Genomic DNA, 24,597 nt, shown 5'->3' with positions numbered 1-24,597 from the left:
CCGGTCCCGCTGGCCGCCGTCCGACGGACCAAGGGATGCGGCTGCATACCACACTGCGGGGAAGCTCCGCCTCCAGCTGCAAGGGAGGGTTGTCTGCTTCCAATCCGCATTCGACGCCGCAACGGTGTGCCGCTGCGGCGTCGCTCTTTCGATGAGTAAGCTCGTTCTAAAGTCGGTTTATTTGCAGGCCGCGACAGCGCCTGCCTTGACACCCTGGCAGGCTTCAGCCTTGGAAATCCAGCCGGCGTCGATGACGACGTTCAGATTGTCCTTGGTGATAGCAACCGGGGTCAGGAAGACCGACTTCATGGCGACGTGCTTCGGGCCGCCGTTGAAGGTCTGAACGCCGGAGATCTCGTCGAGCTTCTTGCCCTTGGCGAGGTCGATGGCGATTTCAGCGGCGCGCTTGCCGAGTTCGCGCGAGTCCTTCCAGATGGAAACGGTCTGCGTGCCAAGCGCGATGCGGTTCAAGGCTGCCTTGTCGGCATCCTGGCCCGAAACCGGAACGGAACCGGCAAGGCCCTGGGCGTCGAGAGCGGCAACAGCGCCGCCGGCGGTGCCGTCGTTGGAGGCGACGACCGCGTCAACCTTGTTGTTGTTGGCGGTCAGGAACTGCTCCATGTTGCGCTGCGCATTCTGCGGCAGCCAGCCGTCCGTATAGGCTTCGCCGACGTTCTTGATCTTGCCGGCGTCGATGGAAGGCTTCAGCACTTCCATCTGGCCGGAGAAGAGGAAGTCGGCGTTCGGATCGGACGACGAGCCCTTGATGAAGACGTAGTTGCCAGCCGGCTTTGCCTTCAGGACTTCGCGAGCCTGCATGCGGCCCACTTCCTTGTTGTCGAAGGTGATGTAGAAGGCTGCCGGATTTTCGATCAGGCGGTCATAGCCGACAACCGGAATGCCTTCGTCGGCAGCCTTTTCGACGGCCGGGCCGATGGCATCGGAATCCTGGGCGAGAATGATGAGGGCGTTGGCACCCTGCGAAATCAGCGACTCGACGTCGGTCAGCTGCTTGGAAGCGGACGACTGGGCGTCGGCGGAAATGTATTTGGCCCCGACGGCTGCCAGAGCCTTCTTGATGGCTGCCTCATCGGTCTTCCAACGTTCTTCCTGGAAATTCGACCAGGAAACGCCGACGACGAGATCCTTGGCGAAGGCGGTCGTCTGCATGGTCAAAACGATGGCCGCGCCCGCAGCCAGCTTGATGAAAGCTTTCATGTGATCCTCCCGAGTGAATGCGACCGCACGTATCCTTAACTCCCGTCGGCCGCGGCGAAATGCTGACAAGAAAAGTCTTGGACTTTTTTCTCGACAGTCGAGAAATTTAGTGTCAGAGATTTTTTCAGCTGTCAACACCCGCGCCGCTAGGTTTAATCGGTCGTCCGAAAAAGCTATCAGGGGCTGCGCAGGAGGAGGGTTGAATGAGCAGGGAGTTTGCCGATGCTGGCCAAATCGAGCACCGAATTGGTCCGTCAGAAGAACAGCGCCTTGGTCTTGTCGGCGCTGCGCCGGCACGGCCCGCTCGCCCATACCGAGCTCTCTGATTTCACCAGGCTCTCTTCCGCGACCGTATCGGTCATCACTGCCGATCTCGAGCGGGCGCAGATCATCGAAAAGGCGGAGCAGCAGCCGACCAGCGGCCGCGGGCGGCCGCGTGTTTTGTTTTCGCAGCGGCGCGATTGCGGCTATCTCATCGTCGTCGTCATCTCGTCTGATGCCGTGCAATATTCTCTCGTCGATTATACCGGCCGCCTCATCGACCGCTTTACCGAGGATAGGCAGCAGAACGTTGCGGGCGTCGAGCGCTTCGTGGCAGCCTTGCGCGATGCCTTGAACCGCATTGTCTCCCGATCGCGATTGCCGCGCGACAAGGTGCTGATGATCTCGATCAGCAGCAAGGGGCTCGTCGATACTTCAGCGCCGGTGCTGCGCTGGTCTCCGATCTTCGGGCGCGACGAGATCGATTTCGCTGACGTGCTGCGCGATGAATGGCCTGCGCAAGTCATTCTCGGCAACGAAACCCTGCTTGTGGCTGCAGCGCTTGGGCGGCAGGAGGAAATCAACACCCGCGGCGACTTCCGCTCGCTGGCGGCGCTGTCGCTCGGCCATAGTATCGGGCTTGGCATCGTGCGCCGGGAACAGGAAGGCGGCCATCATATATCGGCGCCCAATTTCGGGCATATGATGCATGTGCCCGGCGGCGGTCTTTGTCGCTGCGGCGCGCGGGGATGTATCGAGGCTTATGCTGGTTTCTACGCGATGCTGCGGACGGCCTTCGACGTGCCGCTGGACACGATCCCGGCGAAGTTCGTGCCGATTGCCGAGCTCGACAAGATCGCTACGAGTGCGCGCCAGGGCGGGCGCCGCAACGTACTGGCCTTCCGCCAGGCGGGCCTGGCGCTCGGCAATGGCCTTTCGCGTGTCTTGAGTCTGCACGAGCGGATGCCGATCGTCATCACCGGTCCTGGCGTGAGGTACTACGATCTGCTGATCGAGGGCATAACCGAGGGCCTGGCGGAATCGCATGTCGTGCGCATGGAGGGCATGCCGGAGCTGCGCGTCATCGCCGACGAGCCGACGCTCGTTTTCGAAGGGCATCTGAACCGCGCATTTTCGATCATCGACAATGACATCGTGAAGAGGGGAGCCTCGGTCGTCGAGCTGCGCGACCAGGCGGGTTGAGAGGCGAGGGCGCCGCAAGCTGTGGCCCTGCGCTTGGCCGCAGGATTGTCATCTCAATCAATCCGCCAAGCCCAAAGGCTGTTCGTCTTCGCGGACCTGAAGAATACGGTCGATCAGCCCCCATTCCAGAGCCTCTTCCGCCGTCATGAAGTGATCGCGGTCCATGGCGCGTTCGAACTCCTCATAGGAGCGTCCGCAATGCTCGGCATAAAGCCGCGTCATGCGATGCTTCGTTCGCCTCATTTCTTCGGCGTGGATAAAGATGTCCGATGCCTGTCCTTGGAAACCGCCCAATGGCTGGTGAATATGGATGCTGGCATTTGGAAGCGCAGTGCGCTCACCCGGCTGACCAGACATCAAGAGGAAGGAGCCCATCGAACGGGCCGTTCCCATGCAAAGCGTATGCACCGGCGCACGAACGTAACGCATGGTGTCATACATCGCGAGACCGCTGGTTACGACGCCACCGGGCGAATTGATATAAAGGTGGATCGGTCTCTTGGGATTTTCGGCCTCGAGAAACAGCAGTTGCGCGCAGACGAGGGCCGAGACGTCGTCGTTCACCTCACCATTCAGGAAGATGATTCTCTCGCGTAGCAGGCGGGAGTAGATGTCGAAAGATCGCTCTCCTCTGCTAGACTGCTCAACGACCATAGGGACGAGTTGCATCGCTTCGCGCATCGGCGAACTCCCATATTCTTGAGATTTGATGTGTAGCCGATGCCGTCAGGCGGCGCGCATGATGGTCAGGCTGTTATTGTTTGCTGCAGTTCTTTCCGTTTCGCGAAGCCGAACGTCATCGAGCTCGTGGATGATCCGCAGGCTGGTGCCGCCGTTTGCATTCGAAGATATTTTGAAAGTCACGGTGCTTTCGAGGAAGGGCGCTGCATCGTCCCGCAGCCTGTAGGTGACTTCCTTGCCCGGCGTGACCGATATGGCCTCGGGATTGGCCAAGGCCTCCTGCGGCAGCCAGTTTTCACGAAGCTCAGGGGTGCTGATTGCACGCCAAACTTTTTGCGGCGGTTCGTCGAGCTGGTATTCCAGCTCGATGCCGTTCTTTCGCTCGGGGATCTTGGGATTGTTCATTGATCCATATCCTTCAGCAACACCTTGAGAGCTTCGATGCGGGCGGGCCAATATGCGCGGTATTTCGCCAGCCATTGGGCGATGAGGGCAAGCCCTTCCGGATCGACTTCGTAGTTCACGAAACGCCCCTGTCGTTCTTCCCTGACCAGCCCGGCGCTCCGCAGAACTGCGAGATGCTGGGACATGGCCGGCTGGCTGATGTCGATACCGTCTCGCAGGGCGCTGGCATTCATGCCGCCTGTCGCCAGCTTCTCGAAGATGGCGCGGCGGGTCGGATCGGCCAAAGCCCGGAATATCTCATTCTCTACCATGACAACAGATAAGCATGTACTTATGTGATTCGCAAGAGGTTTTTATCGAAGCCTCTTCGTGAGCTCTGGATCGCGCCAAAGAAAAAGTCCGCCGCGAATGGAGATCGCGGCGGACTTTTGGGAGGATCGCATTCCTGGAGGAATGGAGACGGCTCAGTTAATCTTGACGAGGCGGCCTTCCTTGACCGACTGCAAGGCGGCATCCGCCAGCTTCAGTGCAGCAAGACCATCGGCGCCCGATGGTGTGATGGTGGCGCCCTCTTCGATCGCGGCGATGAAGCTTGCGATCTCGTTGGCATAGGCTTCGGTGTAGCGCGTCATGAAGAAATCATGCAGCGGCGGGCGGGTGTAGCCATCGCCGTTGGCGACTTCGATGGAGAAGGGGCGTTGGTTTTCAGCCGAAACCAGACCCTTCGAGCCATGGATTTCGATCCGCTGATCGTAGCCGTAGGTGGCGCGGCGCGAATTGGAGATGATCGCCTGCTTGCCCGATGCCGTCTGGAGGATGACCGAAACGCTGTCGTAATCGCCGGCTTCGCCGATTGCCTTGTCGACCAGAACTGCGGCAGTTGCAGTGACGGCAACCGGTTCTTCGCCGAGCAGGAAGCGCGCCATGTCGAAATCATGGATCGTCATGTCGCGGAAGATGCCGCCGGAGCGCTTGATGTAATCGACCGGCGGGGCGCCCGGATCGCGCGAGGTGATCGTCACCATTTCGACCGTGCCGATGCGGCCTTCGTCGATGGCTTTCTTGACAGCCATGAAATGTGGGTCGAAGCGGCGGTTGAAGCCGACCATCAGCTTGCCCTTGGTCTCATTGACGACCTTGATGCAGGCCTGGACGCGCGCGACGTCGAGATCGACAGGCTTTTCGCAGAAGATGGCCTTACCGGCGCGGGAGAAGCGCTCGATCAGATCGGCATGGGTATCCGTCGGCGTGCAGATGACGACGGCATCGATATCCTTGGCGGCTTCGATCGCTTCGATGGTGCGGACTTCGCAGCCATAGGCGGACGCGATTGCTTCCGCAGCCGCCGGAAAGGCATCCGCGACGGCGACGAGCTTGGCGTTGGCATCGCCGCTGACGGCTTTCGCATGCACTTTGCCGATGCGTCCGGCGCCGAGCAGACCAAATCTGACAGTCATTATTACCTCCCTGAATTCGGAATAAATGGACCGAATATCAATTGCTATGGAATTTTCATTCCATCTTCCGGCGGCGGCGTCAAGCCGCCTGGACTTCACAATTCTGAAAAATTCCGGCTCTCGGCTTAGCCGAAATCCGGACGTGAAACCTTATTTTATGCGGACGACTTCACAATTTTCCTGAGGATGCGCTAAAGACATGTCTTCTTAAACAGGCAAAAGTGACCCATGCAACTGATCGATCCCAGCCATCCCATCTACAAGCCGCTTTGGGTGCGCATTCTCATCGTGGCTGTCTGCTTTGGCTGGGCAGCCGTCGAAACGCTGGGCTCGCAGCCGTTCTGGGCAATGCTGTCCGGGGCGCTCGGCGCCTATTCGGCGTGGATGCTGCTCTTGAATTTCAAGCCGCAACCGCCCGCGGCGACTAGCGATGCGCCAGTGCAGGACGATGCTGCCGAGGATGATGAGCCGCCCTCCGAAGACAAGAAATAATCATCGTCTGAGGCGGCGTATGGCTTCGTCGATCAGCTGATTGGCGAGCGTCATGCGGATTGTCGCCTGTTCGCGGAAGAGGGCTGCGACGCTGTCGGGGTGATTGGCCTTGGCAAAACTGCGGCGTTTTTCCTGCAGGGCTTCGCGCGTGAGGTCAGAGGTGATTGCGAGCTCAGTGGCGACTTCTTCCCGCGATGTTCGTGCCAGATGCTCGGGCATGACCGGCAGTACCGGTTCTTGCGGAGCGGGTTCGGGTTCCGGCAGAATGTTAGGGTCGCCGAGATTGTCGCGGTAGGCTTCGTCTGGCCGATGGGCGTCCGGCGTCTCACCGCCCAACACAGTTGCGGCAAAGCTGACGTTCAGGCCGCGGATGCGGTGCGCGGCTTCTTCCTGTTCCGCAGGCTCCTCTTCGCTATCGAGGCGATCGAGCACGGATTGAAACAATGATTGCTTGAACAGCATGCGTGGCCTCCACGCCAAGCTTCATAGGAGCGCAAGTTGGCGTGGAGCTTATGGCGGCAACGGTCCTTCGTTCATGTCGGCGAGAGATGCCGGCTCTCTTCCAGGATCATGTCATGCAGCAGCCGCGCGCTCGGCGGCATGGCGCGTTCGCGGGCGGTGATGAGACTGTAGGGCCTGACGTCGATATCGAAATCGATCGGCAGGATGGAGGATTCGCCTGCCTGGGACGTCTGCCCGCAGATGAATTGCGCCATGTCGAGCGCAATAGGCGCGATCGCGTCCGTCTTGCAGACCACCGCCAGCGTCAGCAGCAAGGATGAAGTGTTGACGACATTTTCCGGCAGGGGCACGCCAGCAGCGAGGAAAATGTCTTCCACCTTGCGGCGAAGCAATGTGCCCGGCGGTTGGAATACCCAGTCGTAACCGGCCAGATCGTGCAGGCTGGCTACACCTCTTTCAAGCAGTGGATGGCCGTTGCGGACCACCAGGCAGGCCTTTTCGACACCGATCTCATGGGCCGTGAACAGACGCGGATCGAGATCGTCCGGGATGCGGCTGATGATGAAGTCATGGCGGGCCGCCAGCAGCTCGCGCGCGAGCACATTGCTGTTCTCGACTTCGATATTGATCTCTATGCCGGGATAGGTGCGCGTCACGCGCTGGATCGCCGGGACGACAAGGCTGATTGCCGGCGCGGTCACCGCCCCCAGAAAGACCGAGCCACCCCTGCCGGTTCGCAAGGCGCCAAGCTCCCGGCCTGCCTCGCGCAGCTCCAGTAGGATCTTGCGTGCCCGCTTGGCCAAAGCGAGCCCGAAAGGGGTCAAAACGACGCCCCTGGCAACACGCTCGTAAAGCGGGCTTTTGACAATCGACTCCATTTCTGAGAGCATGCGTGAAGCCGCAGGTTGTGACATGTTCATGGACTCAGCGGCCGCGGAAATTTGCCCGTGATCCTCGATCGTGACGATCATCCGCAGGTGATTGAGCTTCAAACCGGCTTTCAACAACGCGTCGTCGCGAAAATTATCGGAATGAATCTCGATGCCTTCGCTCAAATAATCGTTATATATTTTCTCCATAACGGCCATTTTTCCCCTTCGCCGGCAAAAAAGTACTATTTTTTAACATTATACCAAAGTTGGTATATGTTTAGCCAGTTATTCTATTTGACAGTTATACGAAATCGTACGAGTTTGCCGATTGTGGGCTGGGTACAGCTCATAAACCGTGAGAGCGTGGAGGAGACCTACTTCGTTTCTCACAATTAGAAGTAAATCATTCCATCTACGGAACCTGCCGCAGTTTCGGGCGGGCATTTTTTGTCCGCCGCATTTAACAACAAGGGAGAGAGTAATGAAATCCATTATCTCATTGATGGCCGGCGCTGCGTTCGGCGTCGCTACGCTGGTGGTACCTGCCTTCGCGGCGGATAAGGGCACGGTAGGCATCGCCATGCCGACCAAGGCTTCGGCGCGCTGGATCGATGACGGCAACAACATCGTCAAGCAGCTCCAGGCTGCTGGTTACGGCACCGACCTTCAGTATGGCGACGACGATATCCCGAACCAGCTCTCGCAGATCGAGAACATGGTCACCAAGGGCGATAAGGTCCTCGTCATCGCTTCGATCGACGGCACCACGCTGTCCGACGTCCTGCAGAAGGCTCACGATGCCGGCATCAAGGTCATCGCCTATGACCGCCTAATCCGCAACAGCGGCAACGTCGACTATTATGCGACGTTCGACAACTTCAAGGTCGGCGTTCTGCAGGCAAACTCGATCGTCGACGCCCTCGGCCTCAAGGACGGCAAGGGCCCGTTCAACATCGAGCTGTTCGGCGGTTCTCCGGACGACAACAACGCCTTCTTCTTCTATGACGGCGCAATGTCGGTCCTGAAGCCCTACATCGACAGCGGCAAGCTGGTCGTAAAGTCCGGCCAGATGGGCATGGATAAGGTCGGTACGCTGCGTTGGGATCCGGCAACGGCCCAGGCCCGCATGGACAACCTGCTGTCGGCCTACTACACCGACAGCCACGTCGACGCCGTTCTGTCTCCGTATGACGGCCTATCGATCGGCATCCTCTCCGCGCTCAAGGGCGTCGGCTACGGTTCCGGCGGCGTAAAGCTCCCGATCGTTACCGGTCAGGACTCCGAAATCCCGTCGGTGAAGTCGATCATCGCTGGCGAGCAGCACTCGACGATCTTCAAGGACACCCGTGACCTCGCAAAGGTCACAGTCGGCATGGTCAACGCGCTGATGGAAGGCAAGACGCCCGAAGTCAACGACACGAAGACCTACGACAACGGTGTCAAGGTTGTTCCGTCCTACCTGCTGACCCCGGTCGCAGTCGACAAGACCAACTACGAGAAGGTTCTCGTCGAGGGCGGTTACTACAAGGCTGATCAGCTGAAGTAATCTTCCGACGTAGCGGTCAGGGCTCGCTCAATGCGAGCCCTGGCTTTGATATTTAAGACGATCGCGCGGTCTGCTATGTTTGATCGCGGCGTTGGATACGGACAATGGACAATACCATTCTCGAAATGCGGAACATAACCAAGTCGTTCCCCGGTGTGAACGCCTTGGAAAATGTGAATTTGAAAGTCCGTCAGGGCGAGATTCATGCTTTGGTCGGCGAAAACGGAGCCGGCAAATCCACCCTCATGAAGGTGCTGTCGGGCGTCTACCCGGCCGGCACGTACGACGGCGATATCTATTACGATGGCGCGGTTCGTCAGTTCAAGACCATCAGGGATTCCGAAGATATCGGCATCATCATCATTCACCAGGAGCTGGCGCTCGTTCCGCTTCTGTCGATCGCCGAAAACATCTTCCTCGGCAACGAGGTCGTCGCCAATGGCATGATCAATTGGCAGGAAACCTTCAGCCGAACCAAACAGCTTCTTTCCAAAGTGGGCCTCAAGGAATCTCCGAACACGCTCGTGACCGACATCGGTGTCGGCAAGCAGCAGCTCGTCGAGATCGCCAAGGCTCTATCGAAGAGCGTCAAGCTACTCATTCTCGACGAGCCGACGGCATCGCTGAACGAAAACGATTCCGATGCGCTGCTCAATCTCCTCATGGAGTTCCGCAATCAAGGCATCACCTCGATCATCATCACGCACAAGCTCAACGAAGTGCGGAAGGTGGCCGACCAGATCACTGTGTTGCGCGACGGCATGACGGTGAAGGCGCTGGACTGTCATGAGGAAGAGATCAGCGAAGACATCATCATTCGCAACATGGTCGGCCGTGAGCTGGCGGATCGCTATCCGCCGCGCTCGGTGCCGATCGGCGAGACGATCTTCCAAGTGAAGAACTGGAATGCCTTCCACCAGCAGCATCGCGATCGTCAGGTGCTGCACGATATCAACATCAATGTGCGCAAGGGCGAGGTGGTCGGCATTGCCGGCCTGATGGGCGCAGGCCGCACCGAGTTCGCCATGAGCGTCTTCGGCAAGTCCTATGGCCACAAGATCAGCGGCGAAGTCTTCCTTGACGGCAAGCTGGTCGATACCAGCACGGTGCGCAAGGCGATCGATGCCGGTCTTGCCTATGTGACCGAGGACCGCAAGCAGCTTGGCCTGGTTCTGACCAACAGCATCCTGCACAACACGACGCTTGCCAATCTGCTTGGCGTTTCCAAGGCGACCGTCATTGATGACGTCCGGGAACTGCAGGTGGCGACGAACTATCGTTCCAAGCTGCGCATCCGTTCGGCCGGCGTCTTCCAGGAAGCGGGCAATCTTTCCGGCGGCAACCAGCAGAAGGTAGTGCTGTCGAAATGGCTGTTCTCAGATCCGGAAGTGCTGATCCTCGATGAGCCGACGCGCGGTATCGACGTCGGCGCCAAATACGAAATCTATTCCATCATCAACCAGCTTGCCGCCGACGGAAAGGGCGTTCTGATGATTTCATCGGAAATGCCCGAGCTTCTCGGCACCTGCGACCGCATCTACGTCATGAACGAAGGTCGCATCGTCGCCGAACTGCCGAAGGCAGAGGCAAGCCAGGAGAGCATCATGCGCGCTATCATGCGCTCAGGGGAGAAACAACAATGAGTTCGGCCAACCCAGCCACAGAAAGCAGCCACGTGGTTTCCATCGGCGACCACATCCGCAACAACATCCGCGAATACGGCATGTTGATCGCGCTCGTGGTCATCATGTTGCTGTTCCAGTACCTGACGAACGGCGTTCTGTTCAGGCCGCAGAACCTGACCAACATCGTGCTGCAGAACTCGTTCATCGTCATCATGGCGCTCGGCATGCTGCTTGTTATTGTGGCCGGCCATATCGATCTTTCCGTCGGCTCCGTCGTCGGTTTCGTCGGCGCGGTCGCCGGCGTTCTTGTCGTGCAAATGCATATGAATCTCGCACTCGCGACGGTCATTTGTCTGCTGATGGGTGCCGCGGTCGGCGCCTGGCATGGATATTTCATCGCCTATCACCGCATTCCGTCATTCATCGTGACATTGTCGGGCATGCTGGTTTTCCGCGGCCTGACCTATACCATCATCAATACGACCGGCAACGGCAGCAGCATCGGTCCGTTCCCGCCGGCGTTCCAGATCGTCGCAACGGGCTTCATTCCGGATTTCGTCGATATGGGCGGTATCCATTCGACATCGATGTTGCTGACGGTCGCCATCCCGATCATCATGTTCTTCCTGTCATGGCGTCGCCGCAGTGTGAACGAGAAGCACGGTATCGATGTCGAGCCGTTCAGCTTCTTCGTCGCCCAGAATCTGGTGGTTGCTGCCGCCGCCATCTTTATCGGCTACCAGATCTCCTCCTACAGGGGCTTGCCGAACGTTCTGGTTCTCATGCTGCTTTTGATCGCGCTCTACAGCTTCGCCACACAGCGCACCACGATCGGCCGTCGCATCTATGCCATGGGCGGCAATGAGAAGGCGACGAAGCTTTCGGGTATCGATACCCGCCGTCTGACCTTCTACACCTTCATCAACATGGGCATCCTGGCGAGCATCGCCGGCATCATCATCGCGACGCGCCTGAATTCGGCAACCGCAAAGGGCGGTGACGGCCTCGAACTCGACGTCATCGCGGCCTGCTTCATCGGCGGCGCTTCGGCCTCCGGCGGCGTCGGCAAGGTAACGGGTGCCGTCATCGGCGCCTTGATCATGGGTGTCTTGAACCAGGGTATGTCAATCCTCGGCTACCAGACGGACTCCCAGAAGATGATCAAGGGTGCGGTGCTGCTCGCTGCCGTGTTCATCGACGTCTACAACAAGAACAAGGGTTGATCGTCTAGCGATCAACTCAGCTTTTAAAACCAAATCCATGACAGAGTCCGGCTCTCGCTGAGAGCCGGAACGGTAGAACGCATCCGATCTCTGTCTGTTAGGAAAGGATGAAAGACATGCTCATCTCGCAGATCAAGGGTTCGAACGGCGAGATCGTCGTTGCGGTCCGCAATGGACCCGGCGAAGCTGCCAAGGCCGTCGTCAATGGCGGCAGCGTCTACAAGCTTGCGATCGAAGCCGCCGATAGCGGCAAGTCGCTGGCATCGGTCATCGAGTCCCATGGTCTCGGCGAGTCAATCGATCTCGAAAAAGCCTATGCCGAAGGCCACTTCCTGCCGCCAATCACGCATCCCGACGCAGCTCATCTGCACCTGACAGGCACCGGCCTGACGCATCTTGGCTCCGCTGCCACGCGCGATTCCATGCACAAGAAGACGACGGAAGCTGCCGAGGAGACGCTGACCGACTCCATGAAGATGTTCAAGATGGGCATCGAGGGCGGCAAGCCGAAGGCGGGCGAGAAGGGCGTACAGCCAGAGTGGTTCTACAAGGGCAATGGCTACGGCGCTGCGGCCCCGGGTGCGGCACTCGTGTCTCCATCCTTCGCGCTCGACGGTGGCGAAGAGCCCGAAATGGCCGGTGTCTACGTCATTGCCAAGGATGGCACGCCGTTCCGTATCGGCTTTGCACTCTCGAACGAATTTTCCGATCACGTCACCGAGCGGATCAACTATCTCTATCTCGCCCATTCCAAGCTCCGTCCGGCAAGCTTCGGCCCGGAAATCCGCGTTGGTGTGGCGCCGGAAGATATTCGCGGCACGTCGCGCATCAAGCGCGGCGACAAGGTAATCTTCGAAAAGCCGTTCCTATCGGGCGAAGCGAACATGTCGCACACCTTTGCGAACCTTGAATATCACCACTTCAAGTACGGTATCTTCCGTGTTCCCGGCGATGTGCATGTGCACATGTTCGGCACGGCGACGCTTTCCTTCGCGGAAGGCATCAAGCCCGAAGTCGGCGACGTCTTTGAAATCGAAGTTGGCGAATTCGGCCTGCCGCTGCGCAATCCGCTGGCGATCGATGCCGAGGAAGAAGTGGCTGTTCGCCAGCTGTAATGCATCGAGCCCGGCCGCAAGGGATCGGCCGGGCATTTCCAATACGATCCAGGAAGGCATGACGCCATGACCATTCATCAGAACTTGATCGCCGGGGAGTGGACGGGGACGAACGGCACCGAGAACATCAACCCGTCGGATACGAACGAGGTCGTCGGCCTCTATGCGAGCGCAAGCGCGCAGGATGTCACGGATGCGATCGCTGCCGCCAAGGCCGCTTTTCCAGCATGGTCGCGTTCTGGTATTCTGGAGCGCCACACGATCCTGAAGAAGGCCGGCGACGAGATCCTGGCACGCAAGGATGAACTCGGCGCGCTGCTCGCCCGCGAAGAGGGCAAGACGCTGCCGGAAGCGATCGGTGAGACCATCCGCGCCGCGCAGATCTTCGAATTCTTCGCCGGCGAGGCGCTGCGCCTGGCAGGCGAGGTGCTTCCTTCCGTGCGCCCGAACATCGGCGTCGAGATCACCCGCGAGCCGCTCGGCGTCATCGGCGTTATCACCCCCTGGAACTTCCCGATCGCCATTCCTGCATGGAAGATCGCGCCGGCGCTCTGCTACGGCAACACCATCGTCTTCAAACCGGCCGATCTCGTGCCCGGCTGCTCGTGGGCAATCGTTGATATTCTGAACCGCGCCGGTCTGCCGAAGGGTGTGTTGAACCTCGTCATGGGCAAGGGCTCGGTCGTCGGTCAAGCTATGCTCGACAGCCCGGTTCTTTCGGGTATCACCTTCACCGGCTCGGTCGGCACCGGCAAGCGCGTCGCGCTTTCCTCCGTCGAGCACGGTCGTAAGTACCAGCTCGAAATGGGCGGCAAGAACCCGATGGTCGTGCTTGACGATGCTGATCTGACGGTCGCCGTCGAAGCGGCTGCCAATTCCGCCTTCTTCTCGACCGGCCAGCGCTGCACAGCCTCGTCGCGCCTGATCGTCACCGAAGGCATTCACGACAGGTTCGTGGCGGCGCTGACGGAAAAGCTGAAGACGCTCAACGTCGATAACGCCATGAAGTCCGGCACGCATATCGGCCCCGTCGTCGATGCCAAGCAGCTGAAGACGGATACGGATTATATCGAGATTGGGAAACAGGAAGGCGCCAAGCTTGCCTTCGGCGGCGAACTCGTCAGCCGCGACACACCCGGCTTCTATCTGCAGCCGACGCTGTTCACCGAAGCGACGAACCTGATGCGCATCAGCCGCGAAGAGATCTTCGGCCCGGTTGCTTCCGTCATCCGCGTCAAGGATTACGAAGAAGCTTTGGCAACAGCCAACGACACGCCGTTCGGCCTGTCCTCGGGCATTGCCACGACGAGCCTGAAGCATGCGACGCATTTCAAGCGCAATGCGGAAGCGGGTATGGTGATGGTCAACCTACCGACGGCCGGCGTCGACTTCCACGTGCCGTTCGGCGGCCGCAAGGGCTCGTCCTTCGGTCCGCGCGAGCAGGGCAAATATGCCGCTGAATTCTTCACCACCGTCAAGACGGCTTACACGCTCGCCTGATCATCGATTTCAAAGTCCAGGCGCGAACGAGGCGGCCTGGGCGACGCAAAGGGTACTGAGACATGAAAAAGAAAGCTGAATGGCCGCGCAAGCTGCGCTCCTACGATTGGTTCGGCGGCACCGGCAAGAATGCGATCATGCATCGCTCCTGGATGAAGAACCAGGGCCTGCCGGCCGATACGTTCGACGGACGTCCGATCATCGGCATCTGTAACACCTGGTCGGAACTGACGCCCTGCAACGCGCATCTGCGCGATCTTGCAGAGCGTGTGAAGCGCGGTGTCTACGAGGCGGGCGGTTTCCCCGTGGAATTCCCGGTCTTCTCCGTCGGCGAAAGCACGCTGCGCCCGACGGCCATGATGTTCCGTAACCTCGCTGCCATGGACGTCGAAGAAGCGATCCGCGGCAATCCGGTCGATGGCGTCGTGCTGCTCGGCGGTTGCGACAAGACCACGCCGAGCCTGCTGATGGGCGCCGCTTCCGTCGACATTCCGGTCATCCTCGTTTCCGGCGGCCCGATGCTGAACGGCAAGTGGCGCGGCAAGGATGTCGGCTCCGGCACGGCAATCTGGCAGTTCTCGGAAATGGTTAAATCCGGCGAGATGTCGCTGGATGAATTCATGGATGCGGAACAGGGCATGGCTCGCTCGGCCGGTAGCTGCATGACGATGGGTACGGCCTCCACCATGGCGTCTATGGCCGAAGCGCTCGGCATGACCTTGCCCGGCAATGCCGCCATTCCGGCTGTCGATGCGCGCCGTCGTGTTATCTCGCAACTGTCAGGCCGCCGCATCGTCGACATGGTCAAGGAAGACCTGAAACCATCGGACATTCTGACCAAGGAAGCATTCGAGAACGCGATCCGCGTCAACGGCGCCGTCGGCGGCTCGACCAACGCCGTTCTGCACCTCCTCGCGCTCGCGGGCCGCATCGGCGTCGACCTGTCGCTTGACGATTGGGATCGTCTGGGCCGCGAAGTGCCGACCATCGTCAACCTGCAGCCTTCGGGCAAGCACCTGATGGAAGAGTTCTACTATGCCGGCGGTCTGCCCGTCGTCATCAAGGCAGTCGGCGAGATGGGCCTGCTGCATAAGGACGCCATCACGGTCACGGGCGACACGATCTGGGCAGGCGTCAAGGATGTCGTCAACTACAATGACGACGTTATCGTTCCGCGCGAAAAGGCGCTGACGCAGTCGGGCGGTATCGCTGTCCTGCGTGGCAATCTCGCGCCGAAGGGTGCCGTCTTGAAGCCATCGGCCGCTTCGCCGCATCTGATGCAGCACAAGGGCCGCGCCGTTGTCTTCGAAAGCATCGAGGACTATCACGCCCGCATCAACCGTGACGATCTCGACATCGACGAGAACTGCATCATGGTGCTGAAGTATTGCGGTCCGAAGGGTTATCCGGGCATGGCCGAAGTCGGCAACATGGGCCTGCCGCCGAAGGTGCTGAAGAAGGGCATCACCGACATGATCCGCATCTCCGATGCGCGCATGTCCGGCACGGCCTACGGCACCGTCATCCTGCACACGGCTCCGGAAGCTGCCGATGGCGGCCCGCTGGCGCTGGTGCAGAACGGTGACATCATCGCCGTCGACGTTCCCGCCCGTACCATCCAGCTTGAGGTTTCGGATGAGGAACTGGCAAAGCGCCGCGCCGCCTGGGTTTCCCCGGTCAAGCCGCTCACCGGCGGTTACGGCGGTCTCTATGTGAAGTCGGTCATGCAGGCCGACACCGGCGCCGACCTGGACTTCCTCGTCGGCCCGCGCGGCTCGGAAATCCCGAACAATCGCGACAGCCACTAAGATTTGTGTTTTGAATTAAGAAAGGGGGCGGGGCGAAAGTTCCGCCCCTTTTTCTTCTGTGAGCCGCTAACTCTGGCTCTGGCTTTGACTCTGCCCTTGGGTCGCGACTGTTACCTTGACCATAAGGGTTTCGCCCGGCGTGCCGATCCGCATGCCGGACACGGGAGCCGCGTCGCGATAGCAGAGGCCGGTTGCGATGCGGACGTAGCGGGCGTCGGGGCAGACGTCGTTGGCCGGATCGAAGCCGACCCAGCCAAGGCCGGCAATATGCGCCTCTGCCCAGGCATGGGTAGCAGCCTGCTCGTTCTTGCCTTCCATCATCAGGTAGCCGGAGACGTAACGGGCAGGGATCTGCAATGCACGGGCGCCGGCTAGAAAGATGTGCGCATGGTCCTGGCAGACGCCGCTCTTTGCCTCCAGTGCCTGTTCCGCCGTTGTCTCCGTATTGCTGGTGCCTGGCTTGTATTCCACGGTCTCGTGGATCGCTTTCATCAGCGCATGCATCTTGCCGAGTTCGTTGTCGCCTGAAACGCTGCGCAGCAGTTCCTTCGTCAGCTTACCCGCCTTGGTGCGCGGCGATTCCCGCAGGAAGAGCCAGAGTGGGCTGAAGCCCTGATGCGGCCCGACAACGCCGTTGAGGTCCTGCGTCTCGACTTCGCCTGAGGCAATGATCTTCGTTGCGTCCTGCTGCCCGTCGAGGGAAACCAGCGTGGCGCGATTGCCGAACTGGTCGTCATATTCCACTTCCGGCTTGGCGCCTTCGACCGAGAGCTTCCAGTCGATAACCGTCTGTCCCACGCCCGTCAGCGGCGTCAGGTGAAGCCGCTGCAGGGAAAACTGCGCCGGCTCGTCGTAGCGATATTCCGTGATATGGCTGATCGTCAGTCTCATGATATCGCCCGCCTATTCGTAGAACCGGTAGCCGTCGGAGATCTCGGCGCCCAGCTTGTTGTTGTGGGCGACGAAATCCTCGAGGAACCATGCAGGCCCTGGTCCATGATGCGCTTGATCGTCAGCTTCTGCAGCGACTGGCGGATGGCCTCCGCGGTATCGTGCGCGGGTAGCCGTTTTTCATGTTCGGCGCTGAGATAGCCGATATTGCTGACGATCTTCTCATAGCAATAGGCAAGCGAGCGCGGCATTTGCCCGTTGAGGATCAGGAAGTCGGCAATGTTGGCCGGCTTATATTCGGGATCGTAAGCCCATTTATAGGCCCGGTGCGCGGAGACCGATCTGAGGATCGACTCCCATTGCGCATTGTCGAGCGAGGAGCCGACATGCGAGACGGATGGCAGCAGCACGTAATATTTGACATCGAGGATGCGGGCCGTGTTATCGGCGCGCTCGATGAAGGTGCCGATGCGGGCGAAATTATACAGTTCGTTGCGCAGCATCGAGCCGTGGAAGGCGCCGCGGATCAAGCCGGCGCGCCGCTTGATGACGTCGATCGTCTCCGGTAGCTCTGCCGTCTTCAGCTTCTTGCCGAGCAGCGACTTCAGCTCGATCCAGCATTCGTTGGTCGCTTCCCAGGTGTCGCGGGTCAGCGCCGTACGCACCATGCGGGCATTGTTGCGGCCATATTCGATGCAGGACATGACGCTCGATGGATTGGAGCGGTCGCGCATCAGATAATCGATCGCGTCGGTCCCGGTCAGCTTGTCGTGCACCTCATCGTAGGCTTCGCGCACGCCGGCGCTTTGCAGGACGCCGTCCCAGTCATCATCGACGGCGTCGCTGCGGGTCAGCGACATGCGCTGGCCGGCGTCGACCAGGCGGGCTATGTTTTCGGCGCGCTCGATGTAACGGAACATCCAGTAGAGGCCATTCGCGGTTCTTCCCAGCATGTCCGATCAGTCCTCCAAAACCCAGGTGTCTTTGGTGCCGCCGCCCTGGCTGGAGTTGACCACCAGCGAGCCTTCCTTCAGCGCCACGCGGGTCAGCCCGCCGGGAATGATCCGCACCTTGTCGGAGACGAGGACATAGGGCCGCAAATCGACATGCCGCGGCGCAATGCCCTTGTTGACCAGGATCGGCACGGTCGAGAGCGAAAGGGTCGGCTGCGCGATGTAGTTGTTCGGCTTGCTCTTGAGCTTTTCGGCAAAGGCCGTCCGCTCCTTCTTGCTGGCCGTCGGTCCCACAAGCATGCCATAGCCGCCGGAGCCGTGAACTTCCTTGACGACGAGATCGGCAAGGTTATCGAGCACATATTGCAGGCTGTCGGGCTCAGAACAACGCCATGTCGGCACGTTCTCGAGGATCGGCTTGCGGCCGGTGTAGAATTCGACGATTTCAGGCATGTAGGAGTAGATCGCCTTGTCGTCGGAAATGCCGGTGCCGGGCGCATTGGCGATGGTGATGTTGCCCGCGCGGTAGACGTCCATGATGCCGGGAATACCGAGCGCGGAATCCGGACGGAAGGTGAGGGGATCGAGGAAATCGTCGTCGACGCGGCGGTAGAGCACGTCGATCGCCTCATAGCCACGCGTCGTGCGCATCTTCACCTTGCCGTCGATGACGCGCAGATCGGAGCCTTCCACCAGCTCCACGCCCATCATGTCGGCGAGGAAGGAATGCTCGTAATAGGCGGAGTTATAGATGCCCGGCGTCAGCACGGCGACGCGAGGCTTGCCCTTGCATCCGGGAGGGGCGAGCGATGCCAGGCTCTGGCGGAGCAGCAGCGGATAGTCCTCGACGCGCTGCACCTTGTTCTGGTGAAACAGTTCGGGGAACATCTGCATCATCGTTTCGCGGTTTTCCAGCATGTAGCTGACGCCGGAAGGCGTGCGGGCGTTGTCCTCGAGCACATAGAATTGGTCTTCGCCGGTGCGCACGATGTCGGTGCCGACGATATGGGTGTAGACACCGCCCGGCGGACGAAAGCCGATCATTTCGGGCAGGAAGGCGTCGTTCTTTTCGATCAGCTCGCGCGGGATGCGGCCGGCGCGGATGATTTCCTGCTTGTGGTAGATGTCGTCGAGGAAGGCGTTGAGGGCGACGACCCGCTGTTCGATGCCCTGGGCGAGCTTGCGCCATTCGCGGCCTGATATGATGCGGGGGATGATGTCGAAGGGAATGAGCTTTTCGGAGGAGTCTGCGTGTCCGTAGACCGCGAAGGTAATGCCCGTCTTCCGGAAGATGGTTTCCGCATCGCGGGATTTGGCAATGAGGTGGCCCCTGTCCTGGCCTGAGTACCACTCGAAGTATTTCTCGTAAGGCGCGCGCGGACTTTCATCCGCAGTAATCATTTCATCAAATGCCAAAGGTGCGGTCCCCGTGTTTTTACCCATTTGAATACAACGGTTTTTACAATGCAAGAACTATGCGCAGTTGCCATCGCGAATTTCTGAATATCGAAAAATGCCGTATTTACAGGCATTTAAGAGTAATGGCGCTGTTGCCTGCCGGCTCTTGTCGCAATGTTCGGATCAAAATTTAAGCATCTGCTTCTTTTGCGGACTGAGCGTCTGGGTAGTGGCTGAGGCTTCTGAAGCCAGGACGGTAGCTTGCCGGACGTGAAGAAAAATTGATTGCTGTGTTCAGCAGATCGATTTTGACCGCTCAACCGCCATCGGCTATCAGCCTTCAACCCCTCCGCGCGACACCCTGAGTTCGACCAGGATTCCGGCTCCGAAGCGCCAAATATATTGGTCCGATTTTCATGTCCCTCGATAAACTCGCGCCGGCGATTTTTGTCCTTCTCTGGTCCACTGGCTGGATCGTCGCAAAATATGCCTCGCAGCATGCAGGCCCCTTCACCTTCCTGATGATCCGCTACAGCCTGTCGGCGCTTGCCTTCGTGCTGCTTTGTTCGATTGTCGGCGCCCGGTGGCCGCGTGACTGGACGAGGGTGTTTCGCGCCATCTATTCCGGAATTTTTCTGCATGGCATCTATCTGGCGGGCCTTTGGTGGGCGATTGCCGAGGGCGTGCCGGCCGGCATTGCCGGCGTCATTGCGGCGCTGCAGCCGCTGATGACCGCCATGGCCGCACCGCTTCTCGTCGGTGAGCGGCTGGGGCCGATCCAGAAGGTCGGCCTGCTGCTCGGCTTCTTCGGCATTGCCATCGCGATCTCGCCGAAACTTCTAGCGACGGACACGGCCAATCTCTGGCAATCGGCGGTGCCACTCGTCGTCAATCTGTTGGCTATGGTTTCTGTGACTTACGGTACGCTCTACCAGAAGCGGCACCTGCAGACCGGCGACCTCAGAACCATCGCGACGTTGCAATATGTCGGCGCGCTGATCGTCACCGTGCCGCTCGCCTTCATTTTCGAAGGCCTGCGCTTCGACGGCACACAGACGGCGATCCTGTCGCTGCTCTGGTCGGTCTTCGGCCTGTCCATGGGCGCCGTCGGTCTGCTGCTCTATCTCATCCGCCGCGGGCAGGTGTCGCGCGCCGCATCGCTGATCTACCTGATGCCGCCCGCTGTCGCCATCGAGGCGGCAATCGCCTTCGGCGAGCCACTGACACTGCCGATTATCGTTGGCACGGTGATTGTGGTGATCGGTGTTTACCTCACCAACCGGCGTCAGGTGGAAATCGTGCCGGAATAGATCTGCATCATTCCGAAAAAAAAGGGGGCCGGTAGGCCCCCTTGAACTTTGTCAAGCACGTTCGCGGCGCTGGCCGCCATTGCCTGGGCTACGACGCTTCATGCGGCCGTTGCCGCCATTGCGCTGTTCGCCCTGGGCGCCGCGCTCTTCGTTGTGGCGGCCTGCGGGACGGCCATGGGAATGGCGCTGGCCGCGATGTGCTCCGCCCTCATGCGCGGCACCGTTGCCGTTGGACTGGCCGTTGTGCTGCTTGCGAGCGGGACGGAAGTCCGAGGTCGAGGCGAGGTCGTTGTCGGGTTCCGGACGCGGCGTCGGTTCGTTGCGACGCTGGCCACGGAAATCGGCATTGCGATTGTTTTCTCGCTGCGGGCGATCGTTGCGCGGGCGGCGATCCTGGCGATCGCCAGCCTCAGCACGAGCCTCGCCGTTTTCCTTGTCGAAGAACGGACGGCGGGCGGGACGAGCCGGGCGACCTTCGGCGCGACCCTGGCCTGCGCCACGGCCTTGGCCCTGACTCTGACCTTGGCCACCGCGACCCTTACCGCGAACGGGGCGACCGCGATCGGCGGGCGCTTCGCCACTGGCAACGGCGATTTCGATGCCCATCAGGCGCTCGATGTCGCGCAGCAGGCGGATTTCATCGGGCGCGCAGAAGGCGATGGCGATGCCGTCGCGACCAGCACGGGCGGTACGGCCGATGCGGTGAACGTAGGCGTCGGGCACTTCGGGCAGATCGAAGTTGTAGACATGGGAAACGCCGGGAATGTCGATGCCGCGGGCGGCGACGTCGGTTGCGACGAGAACGCGGACGTCACCATCACGGAAGCCCTTGAGCGCTCGCTCGCGCTGGCCCTGGCTCTTGTTGCCGTGAATGGAGGCAGCTGCAAAGCCGACGTGATCGAGGTGCTTCATCAGCTTCTCGGCGCCATGCTTGGTGCGCAGGAAGACGATGGCGCGGCCATCCGGATTGGCCGAGATCGTTTCCTTGAGGATTTCGGTCTTGTGGTTCTGGCCGGCAACGAAGTGGACATATTGCTCCACCTTGTCGGCCGCCTTGCCCGGAGGGGAGACTTCGACCTTGACCGGATTGGTCAGGTAGTCGGATGCGAGGTCAGCGATCGCCTTCGGCATGGTGGCCGAAAACAGCAAGGTCTGGCGCTTGGCCGGAACCATCTTGGCGATCTTGCGCAGGTCGTGGATGAAGCCGAGATCGAGCATCTGGTCGGCTTCGTCGAGGACGAGGTGGGTGACATGGCCGAGCGAGAGGGCGCGGCGATTGATGAGATCGAGGAGGCGGCCAGGCGTTGCGACCAGAATATCGGTGCCGCGCTCGAGTTGAAGCTGCTGTTTGTTGATCGACGCGCCGCCGACCACGAGGTTGATCCGCAGCTGCGTCTTGCGCATGAAGAGACGGAGGTTGTCAGCGATCTGGTTTACCAGTTCGCGGGTCGGAGCGAGGATCAGCGTGCGGACGGTGCGGTTGTCGGGACGCTTGGCTTCCTTCAGCAGCATCTCGATGATCGGGAGGCCGAAAGCGGCCGTCTTGCCGGTGCCGGTCTGGGCGAGGCCGATGAGATCACGGCCCTGGAGAACGAGCGGGATGGCCTGAGCCTGGATGGGCGTTGGCGTCGCAAAGTTGTTCTGCGACAGTGTATCGACGATCTGCTTGGAGAGACCAAGCGAGTGAAAATCGGTCAATTCAATACCTTTCGGGGCGCCAAAGCAAATAGGCCGGATCGCACCATGCGGTCCGGTCTGTCTCTAGCGTCAAGAACCCCGCGTGAAGTGGGAACTTGTAAGTTGGAAATAGCTTTCCCAGCGCATCGGCCGCAGCGCTTGGCGCGGCCTCATTCATAAAAGCGCTTTTGTCCTTCTCTTGCGTACAGATTGTCCCGCAGGGCACGCTCACGCGGCGGCCGGAAGGTGAAAGCTGAGGCGCATTTGGTCTTAAATGCGAGGAATGTCAAGAGGTGTAAGCGAAAGCTTTTCATCAGGCGTACAAAAATGCCGCCGAAATCCGGCGGCATCCGAGATCCGATAAGGGCGATGCGCTCAATGCAGAGATTGCTGATCCTAGCGGCAAACCTCGACGCGATAAGGACGGCCCCAGCCATCGTGACGCCATGCCCAGTAGCAGCTGGGATAGGGGCGTACATACACGCGCTCGTAAACCGGGCCGTCGTAGTAGGCCGGATATGCTGGATAATATGCGGGGTAGGCGGGTCGCGCAGCCCCGGCTATCAAGGCGCCGCCCACAACACCGGCGGCAAGACCACCGAAGAAGGCGCCGCGGCCGGACGCGTTGGCGGAAGTGGCGGTTGCGGTGGCGGCGCTGCCAAGCGTCAGCGCGATCAAACCGGCCGTCGTTAATGTGCGAAGCACAGACATTGACATCCCTTTCCCAAAACACAGGCTGGCTCCTAGCCTAAGCCGAGTTTGACGTTGTGCAGGAAAGGGGGCGAAGTCGCGGCCAAAAAGAGGTTCGCGACATTAAATTTCGTCCATGATTTGAGGCGTAAAGCCTTTGTTTTCAATCAGAAATCTGTGGGAACGCCGCCCTCTGCCTTGCGCTTAGCGACAAAGGCATCGAGTTCCTCCTCGATTGCGGGATCGAGCGGGGGCCGTTCATAACGCTCGAGCGTTTCCTTATAGACGCGGTTGGCGTGATCGTAAGTCGTAGGGCTCCCGGCTTCCGTCCACGTCTCGTTGTTTCGCCAGTCCGACAGGATCGGAGAATAGAAGGCGGTTTCGTAGCGGGCAAGCGTGTGCGCCGTGCCGAAATAGTGGCCGCCGGGGCCGACATCGCGCACGGCATCCAGCGCCAGGGCGTCGGCACTGACATCGAGCGGCTTCAGGAATTCCGCGACCATCTGCAGCATGTCGACATCGAGGATGAATTTCTCGAAGGAGGCGGTCAGCCCGCCCTCGCTCCAGCCGGCCGCATGCAGCACGAAATTGCCGCCGCCCTGGGTCAATGCCCACAATGACAGCGCTGATTCGTAGGCGGCCTGCGCATCGAGCGTGTTCGAGGCGTTGGTGTTCGAAGTGCGGTAGGGGATGCCGTAGCGGCGGGCGAGCTGGCCGCCCGCGATGACCGCCTTCATATATTCCGGCGTGCCGAAGGCGGGTGCGCCCGTCTTCATGTCGACGTTCGAGGTGAAGCCGCCATACATGACCGGCGCGCCCTTGCGCACCATCTGGGTGAAGGCGAGGCCGCAGAGCGCCTCGGCATTCTGCTGCACCAGCGCACCGGCGATGGTCACTGGCGCCATGGCGCCCGCCAGCGTGAACGGCGTCACCACGACCACCTGGCCGCGCGAGGACATTTCGATGATCCCCTGCAGCATCGGGCCGTCGAGACGCAGCGGCGAGGAGGAGTTGATGATGGTAAAGAGCGAGGGTTCGCGCTCCATCTGTTCCATGCTGATGCCGCGGCCGATGCGGGCGATCTCGATCGCGTCGAGATTGCGCTGCTGGCCGAGCGAATAGCAGTGAAAGGCCTTGTCGGTGAGCTTCACGATGTCGGAAAGGCAATCGAGATGGCGCACCGAGGCATGGATATCGATGGGTTCGACCGGATAGCCGCCGGTCATATGGATGATATCGAAGGACTGTGCGAGCTTGATGAGCTTGCGGAAATCCTCCTGATTGCCGGCTCTCCTGCCGCCGTCGCGGTCGGCGACGAAGGGGGCGGAGGCAACCTGCGCGAAGACGAGATTGCGGCCGCCGATCTCTACGTTTCTCATTGGGTTGCGGGCATGCAACGTGAAGTTCGAGGGGATCGAAGCGATCAGCTCCATGATCATGTTGCGGTCGAAACGAACGCGTTCCCTGCCGGGCGTAACGTCCGCGCCGGCGGCCTTCATGCGCTCGCGCGCTTCCGGCAGAATGATATCCATGCCGATCTCTTCGAGAATGGTCAGCGATGCCTCGTGGATATCGTCGAGCGCTTCGGGCGACAGCAGTTCCGTGCGAGCGAGATTGTTGACGAGGTTGAGGTATTTCGTGCCGCTCGGTTTGCGGCTGCGCTCGGCCCCGCGTCCTCCAGCCCGCCGCCGCCGTTCGCCCGTTGCCGTTGCGATCTGCGCTTCGTTCAAGGTCAGGCTTTCTTCGTCGCTCATGGCGCTCGCTCCCAATGATCCGTTGACGGATTCTTGGCAGAGTTTCCCCCGGTATG

21 protein-coding genes and 1 pseudogene are annotated in these 24,597 nt (G+C 60.2%); 9 read left to right on the top strand and 13 right to left on the bottom strand.

Going from position 1 to position 24,597, the window contains the following annotated elements; all coding sequences use genetic code 11:
- Positions 1-177: 177 nt before the first annotated feature.
- Entirely contained in the window at positions 178-1,218 is a 1,041-nt protein-coding gene (gene xylF, locus ACK83U_RS10600) for a D-xylose ABC transporter substrate-binding protein (protein WP_112604649.1), read from the bottom strand.
- A gap of 222 nt (positions 1,219-1,440) precedes the next feature.
- Here xylF and ACK83U_RS10595 point away from each other — a divergent pair, with 222 nt between their 5' ends.
- The gene (locus ACK83U_RS10595) at positions 1,441-2,682 is read left to right on the top strand and encodes an ROK family transcriptional regulator (RefSeq protein ID WP_112604652.1); all 1,242 of its coding nucleotides are present in this window, start codon (positions 1,441-1,443) and stop codon (positions 2,680-2,682) included.
- Between the two features lie 57 nt (positions 2,683-2,739).
- Here ACK83U_RS10595 and ACK83U_RS10590 read toward each other — a convergent pair whose 3' ends face one another.
- The 4 genes from ACK83U_RS10590 to iolG form a co-directional block, all read right to left on the bottom strand.
- Complete coding sequence (locus ACK83U_RS10590; RefSeq protein WP_015340756.1) at positions 2,740-3,363, bottom strand: ATP-dependent Clp protease proteolytic subunit; 624 nt, start codon at positions 3,361-3,363, stop codon at positions 2,740-2,742.
- Between the two features lie 45 nt (positions 3,364-3,408).
- Positions 3,409-3,768, bottom strand: a complete 360-nt coding sequence (locus ACK83U_RS10585) for an SRPBCC family protein (RefSeq protein WP_112604655.1) — start codon at positions 3,766-3,768, stop codon at positions 3,409-3,411.
- Entirely contained in the window at positions 3,765-4,079 is a 315-nt protein-coding gene (locus ACK83U_RS10580) for an ArsR/SmtB family transcription factor (RefSeq protein ID WP_112334207.1), read from the bottom strand. Before ACK83U_RS10580 ends, ACK83U_RS10585 begins: the two co-directional genes overlap by 4 nt.
- A gap of 153 nt (positions 4,080-4,232) precedes the next feature.
- Entirely contained in the window at positions 4,233-5,225 is a 993-nt protein-coding gene (gene iolG / locus ACK83U_RS10575; RefSeq protein ID WP_112604658.1) for an inositol 2-dehydrogenase, read from the bottom strand.
- Between the two features lie 228 nt (positions 5,226-5,453).
- On the opposite strand from iolG, the gene ACK83U_RS10570 reads away from it, so the two are divergent.
- Positions 5,454-5,717, top strand: coding sequence for a hypothetical protein (locus ACK83U_RS10570; protein WP_112334209.1), 264 nt, complete (start codon positions 5,454-5,456; stop codon positions 5,715-5,717).
- Here ACK83U_RS10570 and ACK83U_RS10565 read toward each other — a convergent pair whose 3' ends face one another.
- Positions 5,718-6,179 (bottom strand): hypothetical protein, encoded by a 462-nt coding sequence (locus ACK83U_RS10565; protein ID WP_112399161.1) that lies wholly within the window; start codon positions 6,177-6,179, stop codon positions 5,718-5,720.
- Between the two features lie 71 nt (positions 6,180-6,250).
- Positions 6,251-7,258 (bottom strand): LysR family transcriptional regulator, encoded by a 1,008-nt coding sequence (locus tag ACK83U_RS10560; RefSeq protein ID WP_112334211.1) that lies wholly within the window; start codon positions 7,256-7,258, stop codon positions 6,251-6,253.
- 274 nt (positions 7,259-7,532) lie between these two features.
- Between ACK83U_RS10560 and chvE the strand changes: the two genes are divergently transcribed.
- The 6 genes from chvE to araD all read left to right on the top strand — a co-directional run bounded on the left by chvE (position 7,533) and on the right by araD (position 15,868).
- Complete coding sequence (gene chvE / locus ACK83U_RS10555; protein ID WP_112334212.1) at positions 7,533-8,597, top strand: multiple monosaccharide ABC transporter substrate-binding protein; 1,065 nt, start codon at positions 7,533-7,535, stop codon at positions 8,595-8,597.
- A 104-nt stretch (positions 8,598-8,701) separates the two neighbouring features.
- The gene (mmsA, locus tag ACK83U_RS10550; protein ID WP_112334213.1) at positions 8,702-10,240 is read left to right on the top strand and encodes a multiple monosaccharide ABC transporter ATP-binding protein; all 1,539 of its coding nucleotides are present in this window, start codon (positions 8,702-8,704) and stop codon (positions 10,238-10,240) included.
- Complete coding sequence (gene mmsB / locus ACK83U_RS10545) at positions 10,237-11,445, top strand: multiple monosaccharide ABC transporter permease (protein ID WP_112334214.1); 1,209 nt, start codon at positions 10,237-10,239, stop codon at positions 11,443-11,445. The genes mmsA and mmsB overlap by 4 nt, the downstream gene beginning before the upstream one ends.
- Before the next feature lie 116 nt (positions 11,446-11,561).
- The gene (gene araD1 / locus ACK83U_RS10540) at positions 11,562-12,560 is read left to right on the top strand and encodes an AraD1 family protein (RefSeq protein WP_112605599.1); all 999 of its coding nucleotides are present in this window, start codon (positions 11,562-11,564) and stop codon (positions 12,558-12,560) included.
- Between the two features lie 66 nt (positions 12,561-12,626).
- Positions 12,627-14,060: an aldehyde dehydrogenase family protein gene (locus tag ACK83U_RS10535; RefSeq protein WP_112604662.1), complete on the top strand. Its 1,434-nt coding sequence runs from the start codon at positions 12,627-12,629 to the stop codon at positions 14,058-14,060.
- Positions 14,061-14,122: 62 nt separating this feature from the next.
- Positions 14,123-15,868, top strand: a complete 1,746-nt coding sequence (araD, locus tag ACK83U_RS10530; protein WP_112411546.1) for an L-arabinonate dehydratase — start codon at positions 14,123-14,125, stop codon at positions 15,866-15,868.
- 66 nt (positions 15,869-15,934) lie between these two features.
- Here araD and ACK83U_RS10525 read toward each other — a convergent pair whose 3' ends face one another.
- The 3 genes and pseudogenes from ACK83U_RS10525 to ACK83U_RS10515 form a co-directional block, all read right to left on the bottom strand.
- Positions 15,935-16,759 carry a transglutaminase family protein gene (locus ACK83U_RS10525; RefSeq protein ID WP_112334217.1) on the bottom strand — a complete coding sequence of 275 codons (825 nt, stop codon included), beginning with the start codon at positions 16,757-16,759 and terminating at the stop codon, positions 15,935-15,937.
- A 12-nt stretch (positions 16,760-16,771) separates the two neighbouring features.
- Positions 16,772-17,712, bottom strand: a pseudogene (locus ACK83U_RS10520) (alpha-E domain-containing protein).
- 6 nt (positions 17,713-17,718) lie between these two features.
- On the bottom strand, positions 17,719-19,128 hold the full coding sequence (locus tag ACK83U_RS10515; RefSeq protein ID WP_112604667.1) for a circularly permuted type 2 ATP-grasp protein: 1,410 nt from the start codon (positions 19,126-19,128) through the stop codon (positions 17,719-17,721).
- 398 nt (positions 19,129-19,526) lie between these two features.
- Between ACK83U_RS10515 and ACK83U_RS10510 the strand changes: the two genes are divergently transcribed.
- Positions 19,527-20,420, top strand: a complete 894-nt coding sequence (locus ACK83U_RS10510; RefSeq protein WP_112604670.1) for a DMT family transporter — start codon at positions 19,527-19,529, stop codon at positions 20,418-20,420.
- Between the two features lie 51 nt (positions 20,421-20,471).
- On the opposite strand, the gene ACK83U_RS10505 is transcribed toward ACK83U_RS10510, so the two are convergent.
- The 3 genes from ACK83U_RS10505 to ACK83U_RS10495 all read right to left on the bottom strand — a co-directional run bounded on the left by ACK83U_RS10505 (position 20,472) and on the right by ACK83U_RS10495 (position 24,541).
- Positions 20,472-22,118, bottom strand: a complete 1,647-nt coding sequence (locus tag ACK83U_RS10505) for a DEAD/DEAH box helicase (protein WP_112604673.1) — start codon at positions 22,116-22,118, stop codon at positions 20,472-20,474.
- Between the two features lie 375 nt (positions 22,119-22,493).
- Positions 22,494-22,808: a hypothetical protein gene (locus ACK83U_RS10500; protein WP_015340735.1), complete on the bottom strand. Its 315-nt coding sequence runs from the start codon at positions 22,806-22,808 to the stop codon at positions 22,494-22,496.
- A 146-nt stretch (positions 22,809-22,954) separates the two neighbouring features.
- Positions 22,955-24,541 (bottom strand): trimethylamine methyltransferase family protein, encoded by a 1,587-nt coding sequence (locus ACK83U_RS10495; RefSeq protein WP_112604676.1) that lies wholly within the window; start codon positions 24,539-24,541, stop codon positions 22,955-22,957.
- Between the last annotated feature and the right edge of the window lie 56 nt (positions 24,542-24,597).

The sequence above is a fragment of the Rhizobium sp. WW22 genome (assembly GCF_047041135.1).
Taxonomy (GTDB): Bacteria; Pseudomonadota; Alphaproteobacteria; order Rhizobiales; family Rhizobiaceae; genus Rhizobium.
The sequence above is the reverse complement of the archived record's forward strand: the minus strand, read 5'-3'. Positions and strand labels throughout refer to the sequence as shown.

Bases quoted from the DNA above. Each gene is read 5' to 3' on its own strand.
- xylF (WP_112604649.1), bottom strand. From the start codon at position 1,218: ATGAAAGCTTTCATCAAGCTGGCTGCGGGCGCGGCCATCGTTTTGACC.
- ACK83U_RS10595 (WP_112604652.1), top strand. From the start codon at position 1,441: ATGCTGGCCAAATCGAGCACCGAATTGGTCCGTCAGAAGAACAGCGCC.
- ACK83U_RS10590 (WP_015340756.1), bottom strand. From the start codon at position 3,363: ATGCGCGAAGCGATGCAACTCGTCCCTATGGTCGTTGAGCAGTCTAGC.
- ACK83U_RS10585 (WP_112604655.1), bottom strand. From the start codon at position 3,768: ATGAACAATCCCAAGATCCCCGAGCGAAAGAACGGCATCGAGCTGGAA.
- ACK83U_RS10580 (WP_112334207.1), bottom strand. From the start codon at position 4,079: ATGGTAGAGAATGAGATATTCCGGGCTTTGGCCGATCCGACCCGCCGC.
- iolG (WP_112604658.1), bottom strand. From the start codon at position 5,225: ATGACTGTCAGATTTGGTCTGCTCGGCGCCGGACGCATCGGCAAAGTG.
- ACK83U_RS10570 (WP_112334209.1), top strand. From the start codon at position 5,454: ATGCAACTGATCGATCCCAGCCATCCCATCTACAAGCCGCTTTGGGTG.
- ACK83U_RS10565 (WP_112399161.1), bottom strand. From the start codon at position 6,179: ATGCTGTTCAAGCAATCATTGTTTCAATCCGTGCTCGATCGCCTCGAT.
- ACK83U_RS10560 (WP_112334211.1), bottom strand. From the start codon at position 7,258: ATGGAGAAAATATATAACGATTATTTGAGCGAAGGCATCGAGATTCAT.
- chvE (WP_112334212.1), top strand. From the start codon at position 7,533: ATGAAATCCATTATCTCATTGATGGCCGGCGCTGCGTTCGGCGTCGCT.
- mmsA (WP_112334213.1), top strand. From the start codon at position 8,702: ATGGACAATACCATTCTCGAAATGCGGAACATAACCAAGTCGTTCCCC.
- mmsB (WP_112334214.1), top strand. From the start codon at position 10,237: ATGAGTTCGGCCAACCCAGCCACAGAAAGCAGCCACGTGGTTTCCATC.
- araD1 (WP_112605599.1), top strand. From the start codon at position 11,562: ATGCTCATCTCGCAGATCAAGGGTTCGAACGGCGAGATCGTCGTTGCG.
- ACK83U_RS10535 (WP_112604662.1), top strand. From the start codon at position 12,627: ATGACCATTCATCAGAACTTGATCGCCGGGGAGTGGACGGGGACGAAC.
- araD (WP_112411546.1), top strand. From the start codon at position 14,123: ATGAAAAAGAAAGCTGAATGGCCGCGCAAGCTGCGCTCCTACGATTGG.
- ACK83U_RS10525 (WP_112334217.1), bottom strand. From the start codon at position 16,759: ATGAGACTGACGATCAGCCATATCACGGAATATCGCTACGACGAGCCG.
- ACK83U_RS10510 (WP_112604670.1), top strand. From the start codon at position 19,527: ATGTCCCTCGATAAACTCGCGCCGGCGATTTTTGTCCTTCTCTGGTCC.
- ACK83U_RS10500 (WP_015340735.1), bottom strand. From the start codon at position 22,808: ATGTCTGTGCTTCGCACATTAACGACGGCCGGTTTGATCGCGCTGACG.
- ACK83U_RS10495 (WP_112604676.1), bottom strand. From the start codon at position 24,541: ATGAGCGACGAAGAAAGCCTGACCTTGAACGAAGCGCAGATCGCAACG.